Genomic DNA, 7,325 nt, shown 5'->3' on the forward strand with positions numbered 1-7,325 from the left:
GCCGCCGGCATGTTCCCCGACATGCCCGACCCGTACCCTTCCCGGTTCCCCCTGTCCCGGCGGGACCAAAGGATATACTGGGTGCTGCAACTGCTCTACGACCAGCAGAAACATATGTACGACGAAAAGGTGCACAGCGTTGCCGACAGGATCGTGAACATCCATCAGCCGTACGTGCGCCCGATACCCAGGGGCAAGGACAGGGTGTCCACCGAGTTCGGGGCGAAGATAAGCTCCAGCGAGACGGGCGGGATGGCACGGACCGAACATATAAGCTGGGACAACTTCAACGAATCGAAGGACCTCGAGCTTCAGGTAAAAGCCTACCGGAAGACCCACGGCCGCTGGCCCGAACTGCTGTTGGCCGACAGGATCTACCTGAACAGGGAGAACAGGAAATGGCTAAAGGAAAAGGGCATCAGGATCGTTGGCGTACCCTTGGGGCGCCCGCCCAAGGAAGAATTGACCGCTTACCAAAAACGTAAGCGCAAAAAGGAAAGGAACCAGCGCAACCATATCGAGGGCAAGTTCGGGCAGGGGAAGAACGCCTACGGGCTTGGCGATATACGGGCCAAGAGAAGGGACACCTCCGAGAGCTGGATCGGTGCGATATTCTTTGTGATGAACCTGGTGGCGTTGGCAAAAATAGCGGACATTCACGCTATTTTTTGCGCCCTGTTCAAGAAAGTGTTCCGTTGTGGTACGTACCCTGGCGTCATAAAGGGGCTCTTAAGCAAGGTTTTTGCACCGATCGGAAATGGTGGCCGAAATGCGCCCCGAATCGTAGCGGCCTAAAGTTTATGATCCTTGCGAAAATCAGCAAGCCCTAAACTACCATCGGCTAAAGACCGATGGGTTTGGATTCGCCTCAAGGCGACTAAAGCAAACAATATGGTATTGTAAACGTGCCAATAAGCTAATAACGAATAACCAGTAACGAATAACTAATCTGGGGAAACTAAAGTCGTCGCTTAAAGGCGAGGGATTTTCCCCCAGATTGATACATTAATGATAACCAACACAGAAAATTAGAAAACGAATTCAAACCCTTCGGTACTGTGAAATGTTCCAAAAACAAAAAAATAAATACACTATTTATTGATATTGTATTTTTAACACTGGTCTTCAATTTTGGTAGTGTAAATTCGCAATGTGACAAACTATCAAAAGATGAATATAAAGTCATCAATGATTATTATAGCAAATTAAAAGTCGATATACCGCTTTACCATAGAACCTATTTTGATAAGGCATGGGTCCGCTATTTTGAAAATACCGAAAATATATTCGGAGCTGCGCGAGGTATCCCAACCACAATTACGGATGGAGAACTCAGAGTATTGTTAGATGATATTTCGGACCAAATTGCAACAGAAATAATCATTGGTTGGCCATGTGATTTGAAACAAAGTGAATTGACTCACAAGTTGAAAATTGTTGAATCATTTGACTCCAAAGATGATATCAAAAATGGGGTCAGAAGAATATCCAAACCAATAATAGTAGACGATATCGCCGTAATCAAACTTGTTCAAAGGAGTAGTATCTCTATTCATATTTTACAAAAGCAGAACAGGATTTGGGAACCTGTCTATTCGTTTAATGAATGGTTTATAATTGAATGATTTAAATGGAAAACCAGACTTTGAATTTGATTCTTTTCACCTCAAATCCTGTATGCTCCAAGAGGATACACGATGAAAATTACACAGTCCGTTTCAGTTCTGTATTGCTTCGCCTCCTTATACCTAAGGCGTTTCATTGGCAACACATCAGATTTGAAAGTAAGTTTACGAGCAATATGATAGGAAAAATTGGAAACAAGTATGGAAACGTCATTTTTAAATAAAGTTCATTTTTTAGTAATAGTCGGGTTTAGTGTATTACAAGTCTCATGTCAGGATGCCGATCCCGCCCGTATTTTGACCATCGGCGATTCCAATGGGGCGGCAAAACACGGTTGGGTGGTTCAACTCAAAAAAATGATGCCCAACGATTCCATTTACAATGTATCCATACCAGGCAACACCATTGGGTTCGATAATCTAGACAACCCAAAACTGAACACGGTATCGAATATCGATGGGTACCTGGCCAAGGCCGAAAAACAGATGGGCGGTATCGATCATGTGGTCATCCTGCTTGGCACCAACGACGCTAAAGCGGTTTTTGATTCGGTACAACCGGCGGTTATCGACAACCTGCGGAGGTTGCTTCGAAGCATTGAACACCACGGGTATCGCAAAGCGGTAGTTCCGGAGATTATTGTAGTATCGCCCCCACCCTACGGCAAAGACGAATTGTTGGCTGAAAAATATAAGGGAGCCGGAAAAAGAGTCCGGTTTTTCATAAAGGAATTTGAGAAAGTAGCCGCTGAAAACAACATCAAGTTCGTAAATATTTACGAACCGCTGGCCCCAGAGTTTGATACGTATTCAGATGATGGCGTGCATTTAGATGCTGAGGGACAGCAAATGATAGCAACGGCAATAAAAGCGGCATTGGGGGAGTAATCATTTTTAACCAAAAGGTCTTGAGGAAGCGATAGCAAATCCAGAGAGACTTTGATCCTTTGACAGTTTTTTAAACAATGGCAGAAAAATTCATTCATACCGATTTTCTACTGGAAACAAGGTACGCGCAGGAGCTCTACCACAGCTATGCGGCGAAGCAACCGATTATTGATTACCATTGCCATCTCTCCCCCGAAGCGATAGCCGAAAACAAAAAATTCTCTACCATCACCGAGGCGTGGCTCTACGGCGACCATTACAAATGGCGGGCGATGCGTACCATGGGTATTGAAGAAAAATACTGTACCGGTAACGCCTCGGATGAGGCGAAGTTTCTGAAATGGGCAAAGACCGTACCCGCGACCTTGAGGAATCCCCTCTATCATTGGACCCATCTGGAATTAAAACGATACTTTGATATTGATACATTACTGGACGAAAACTCGGCGGATTCCATTTATCGTGAAACCAACTTGCAATTGCAATCCCCGACGATGCACTGCCAAGATTTGTTGCGCAAAATGAACGTAAAGGTAATCTGTACCACCGATGACCCGGCGGACGAATTGAACGCGCATCAACGTATGGTATCAGATGATTTAAAGATGCTTCCTACCTTTAGGCCCGATGCTTGTTATGATTTTTTCAACCCTCATTATACTGCGTATCTAAAGAAACTGGGGGCCGCTGCCGACATCGAAATAAACGCATTACCCGATTTATACGCCTGCCTCATCAAACGTTTGGCGTACTTTGAAAGTCTGGGATGTAGGCTGGCCGATCACGGTCTGGAGTACATCCCGCAAGCGACCCACGACCATACGGCCTCCGTATCCGCTATTTTTATCAACATCCTTCAAGGAAAAACGGTTACGCCTCAAGAGGCCGATACGTTAAAGCTGGATATACTACTGTTCCTTTCCCGTGAATATCACAGACTACAATGGGTGCAGCAATTCCATTTGGGGGCATTGCGCAACAATAACGGGCGCATGCAAAAAATACTTGGGCCTGATGTGGGTTTTGATTCCATTGGTGACTTTAGCCAAGCCAAATCCTTAGCCTTATTTTTAAACCGATTGGATACCGAGGACCGACTTGCCAAAACCATACTCTACAATCTAAATCCGGCAGATAACGAGGTCATGGCCGCCATGCTGGGTAATTTCAATACTGGTGACATAAAAGGGAAGATACAGTGGGGGTCCGCATGGTGGTTTTTGGATACCCTCAAGGGGATGGAACAACAACTGGACACGGTCTCCAACCTCGGGCTTCTCAGTTGCTTTGTAGGCATGCTGACGGACTCCCGAAGTTTTCTCTCCTTTCCAAGGCACGAGTATTTTCGGCGTTTATTATGCAACCTCTTGGGCAATGACATCAAGAAAGGCCTACTGCCAAACGATATAGCAATGATCGGCAAATTAGTGACCCAAGTTTCGTATACGAATGCCCAAGAATATTTTGAATTTGATACCTGAATAACATGGCCATAGCAACATCAAATTCCGAATCGGCAGTGGTACAATTGGATACCAGGGATACGATTGCCGTAGCCTTAAAAGATTTGCCCAAAGGCTTTGTCGCATTGGTCAATGAAGATAAAATTGTACTTCAGGAATTCGTTCCCCAGAAACACAAATTCGCCTTGTTCGATCTTTCGAAAGGTGACGAAGTCTATATGTACGGCGTACTGGTAGGGCGTGCAAAGGCGGCAATACCCAAAGGGGGTGCCATCAAGGTTTCCAATCTGGCGCACGCGACCGGCAAGTACTCGATTCAAGGAAAGAACAGCTCGTGGAAATCTCCCGATAGCACCCCTTGGAAAGGTAAAACTTTTGACGGTTACCAACGTGAGGATGGTAAGGTTGGGACGGCAAACCATTGGTTGGTCATCCCCTTGGTGTTTTGCGAGAATAGGAACGTGGATGTCTTGGAAGAGTCCTTGTTGGAAGCTTTGGGATACCAAGCAAGAAAAGATTTCGCGGTCAATACCCATGCGCTTGTACAAGCGTATAAACAAGGGGCGACTTCAGATGAGCTGTATGCGACCCCGATCATGTACGGTAAGGAGGAGTTGAATAAAAATAGGCTTTTCAAGAACGTCGACGGCATCAAATTTTTAAGGCATAATGGAGGCTGCGGGGGAACCCGACAAGATTCGGAACTATTGTGCAATCTACTTGCAGGATACATCACAAACCCAAATACGGCAGGAGTAACCGTTTTAAGCCTGGGCTGCCAGAATGCTCAAATAGAGATGTTGCAAAAAGCGATTGCCCAGAACAACCCCCATTATTCAAGACCTATTTTCTATCTAGAACAACAGCGGAGTACCAGTGAAAGAGCGTTTATAGAACAAGCGGTCAAAGATACCTTTACCGGGCTTGTAGAAGCCAATAAAACCGCTCGAATGCCTTCCCCTTTGAGCAAGCTTACGTTAGGGTTGGAGTGTGGGGGCTCCGATGGTTTTTCCGGTCTTTCGGCCAATCCTGCCTTAGGGTACGCTTCCGATTTACTAGTAGCCTTGGGCAGTTCAGTTGTATTGTCCGAATTTCCTGAATTGAACGGGGTGGAACAGGAACTGATAAACAGATGTGCAGATCGGTCGAGCGCGGATAAATTTATCCGTTTGATGGATGAATACGCCAAAGCAGCGATTTCCGTAGGTTCCGGATTTGAAAACAATCCTTCTCCGGGAAATATCAAAGATGGGCTGATTACCGACGCCATGAAGTCCGCCGGGGCCGCAAAAAAAGGAGGAACATCTCCTATACGCGAAGTGTTGGACTATACCGAACAAGTCACGAAAAAAGGACTTCATCTGCTATGCACGCCCGGCAATGATGTTGAAAGTACGACCGGGCTGGTCGGTTCGGGCTGCAACATCATCGCTTTTACTACTGGCTTGGGCACGCCGACAGGCAACCCGCTTGCTCCCGTGATAAAGATAAGCAGCAATACGGCACTTTTTGAGCGTATGAACGACATGATCGATTTCGATGCCGGTCCAGTAATTACTGGTAAAAAGACCATTAAAGCAATGGGCGAGGAGTTACTGGATCTTATCATTAATACAGCTAGCGGTAAGGTACAGACCAAGGCACTCTTTAACGGACAAAATGATTTCATCCCTTGGAAACGGGGAATTTCACTATAGATAAAATGAACAGGTTAAATAGAAAGGTTGTCAATACAAGGGAAATATCCCCATCGCGGATACTCCAATTCGGGGGTGGAAACTTTTTAAGGGCTTTCCTGAATTGGATGGTCGATATCTTGAACGAAGAGACCGACTTTGACGGGAGCGTTATCGTCGTAAAACCAACGGAGCGAGGCAACTACAGTGATTTAATAGATCAAGAGGGTATTTACACCGTTCTACTGAACGGATTAAAACAAGGTGTTCCTGTGCAAGAAAAACGGATTGTGGAGTGCATTGGTCGCGTTGTGAACCCCTACCAAGATTGGGAGGCTTATCTGAAGACCGCCCATATTCCCACCATGCGTTTTATTGTTTCCAACACCACCGAAGCGGGTATTGTTTTCAGCGCTGAAGATGGCCTATCGGAAAAGCCGCCAAAACAATTTCCCGCGAAATTGACCCATTGGCTTCTTGAAAGGTTTACCCATTTTAAGGGAGCCCCCGATAAAGGCTGTATTTTTCTTCCCTGTGAGCTGGTCGAAAACAATGGTGTCCTTTTGAGGGACGCGATTATCGCTTACACACGGCATTGGAACCTTGGTGAAGCGTTTGAAACTTGGATATACGACCATAATAGTTTCTGTGACACGTTAGCAGACCGTATTGTATCGGGCTATCCCACCAAAAATTCACAAGAATTGGAACAGGAATTGGGCTATAACGATAAATTGATGGTCACCGGGGAAGTGTATCATAGTTGGATAATAAGAGCACCCAAACCCATTGAGCGCGAACTGCCCTTCTTTAAGACAGAACTCAATGTGCAATTTGTTCAGGACTTGGCCCCCTACCGCAATTTAAAGGTACGTTTATTGAATGGAGCCCATACGGCCATGGTGCCTATCGGCCTCTTGGCAGGTAAGCGAACGGTGGGGGAATTTATGGAAGATACGCTTTTAAAGGAGTACTTAAAGACTTTGGTTTTTGAGGAAATCGCCCCTTGCATAAAATCACTGCCCGAAAAGGAAATCTCAGCTTACGTAGCGGCAGTATTGATGCGCTTTGAAAATCCGTTCATACAACACCGTTTAGAAGCTATTTCCTTGAACAGCATTCCCAAATTCAAAACTAGGCTGCTACCCTCCTATCTTGATTATCTGGAACAAAAGAAATCGGCTCCCACATATTTTACATTAGCCTTAGCGGCCTTGCTTTTTCTTTATTCCGATAGTCACGGGATACCCGCTTTTGAAATCAAGGATGCCGATCACATCAAGCAAATGCTTTTCAGCTATTGGAAAAAACTGGACGAAAAACAGTGGACGACAGAAGAATTTTCTGATACAGTTTTAGAAGACATATTCAACGATTCCATACCCTTGGAGGCTCGGAATCTGATCGCTGAAACCTTACCAATGGTTTTGGATAAAATCAGAACTGATTCAATTCGCAACATATTGAAAATAATGTGAACATTTTTCGATTGCCCATACCGTAACCCATAAGCAACATTACAACCCAATTTATGAATAATAAAGATTTAGGTAACTATTCAGGTTTTAAATGGCAATGGGCCACAAACTGCCGGATAGCCCAAAAACAATCAAAAAAAAGCGGCCCAAATTTGGATCCTATGGAACTATTTCGGATCTTTCGGGAAAAGGCAA

General features: G+C 45.1%; 6 protein-coding genes. All 6 read left to right on the top strand.

The genetic code is table 11. From position 1 onward, the window contains the following. Positions 1–795 (top strand): transposase (locus ACKWCC_RS18885; protein WP_413997534.1); only part of this gene is annotated, 795 nt, incomplete at its 5' end. Between the two features lie 263 nt (positions 796–1,058). Continuing rightward, entirely contained in the window at positions 1,059–1,625 is a 567-nt protein-coding gene (locus ACKWCC_RS18890; RefSeq protein WP_413997535.1) for a hypothetical protein, read from the top strand. Positions 1,626–1,826: 201 nt separating this feature from the next. Next, positions 1,827–2,513 (top strand): SGNH/GDSL hydrolase family protein, encoded by a 687-nt coding sequence (locus tag ACKWCC_RS18895; RefSeq protein ID WP_413997536.1) that lies wholly within the window; start codon positions 1,827–1,829, stop codon positions 2,511–2,513. A 77-nt stretch (positions 2,514–2,590) separates the two neighbouring features. After that, on the top strand, positions 2,591–3,994 hold the full coding sequence (gene uxaC, locus ACKWCC_RS18900; protein WP_413997537.1) for a glucuronate isomerase: 1,404 nt from the start codon (positions 2,591–2,593) through the stop codon (positions 3,992–3,994). A gap of 5 nt (positions 3,995–3,999) precedes the next feature. Next, a complete protein-coding gene (locus ACKWCC_RS18905; RefSeq protein ID WP_413997538.1) occupies positions 4,000–5,673 on the top strand; it encodes a UxaA family hydrolase in 1,674 nt (557 codons plus the stop codon). A gap of 5 nt (positions 5,674–5,678) precedes the next feature. Beyond that, complete coding sequence (locus ACKWCC_RS18910; RefSeq protein WP_413997539.1) at positions 5,679–7,130, top strand: tagaturonate reductase; 1,452 nt, start codon at positions 5,679–5,681, stop codon at positions 7,128–7,130. Positions 7,131–7,325 lie beyond the last annotated feature (195 nt).

The organism is Maribacter aquimarinus (assembly GCF_047345505.1).
Lineage (GTDB): Bacteria > Bacteroidota > Bacteroidia > Flavobacteriales > Flavobacteriaceae > Maribacter.

Coding starts and splice junctions, on each gene's coding strand:
- ACKWCC_RS18895 (WP_413997536.1), top strand. CDS start 1,827: ATGGAAACGTCATTTTTAAATAAAGTTCATTTTTTAGTAATAGTCGGG.
- uxaC (WP_413997537.1), top strand. CDS start 2,591: ATGGCAGAAAAATTCATTCATACCGATTTTCTACTGGAAACAAGGTAC.
- ACKWCC_RS18905 (WP_413997538.1), top strand. CDS start 4,000: ATGGCCATAGCAACATCAAATTCCGAATCGGCAGTGGTACAATTGGAT.
- ACKWCC_RS18910 (WP_413997539.1), top strand. CDS start 5,679: ATGAACAGGTTAAATAGAAAGGTTGTCAATACAAGGGAAATATCCCCA.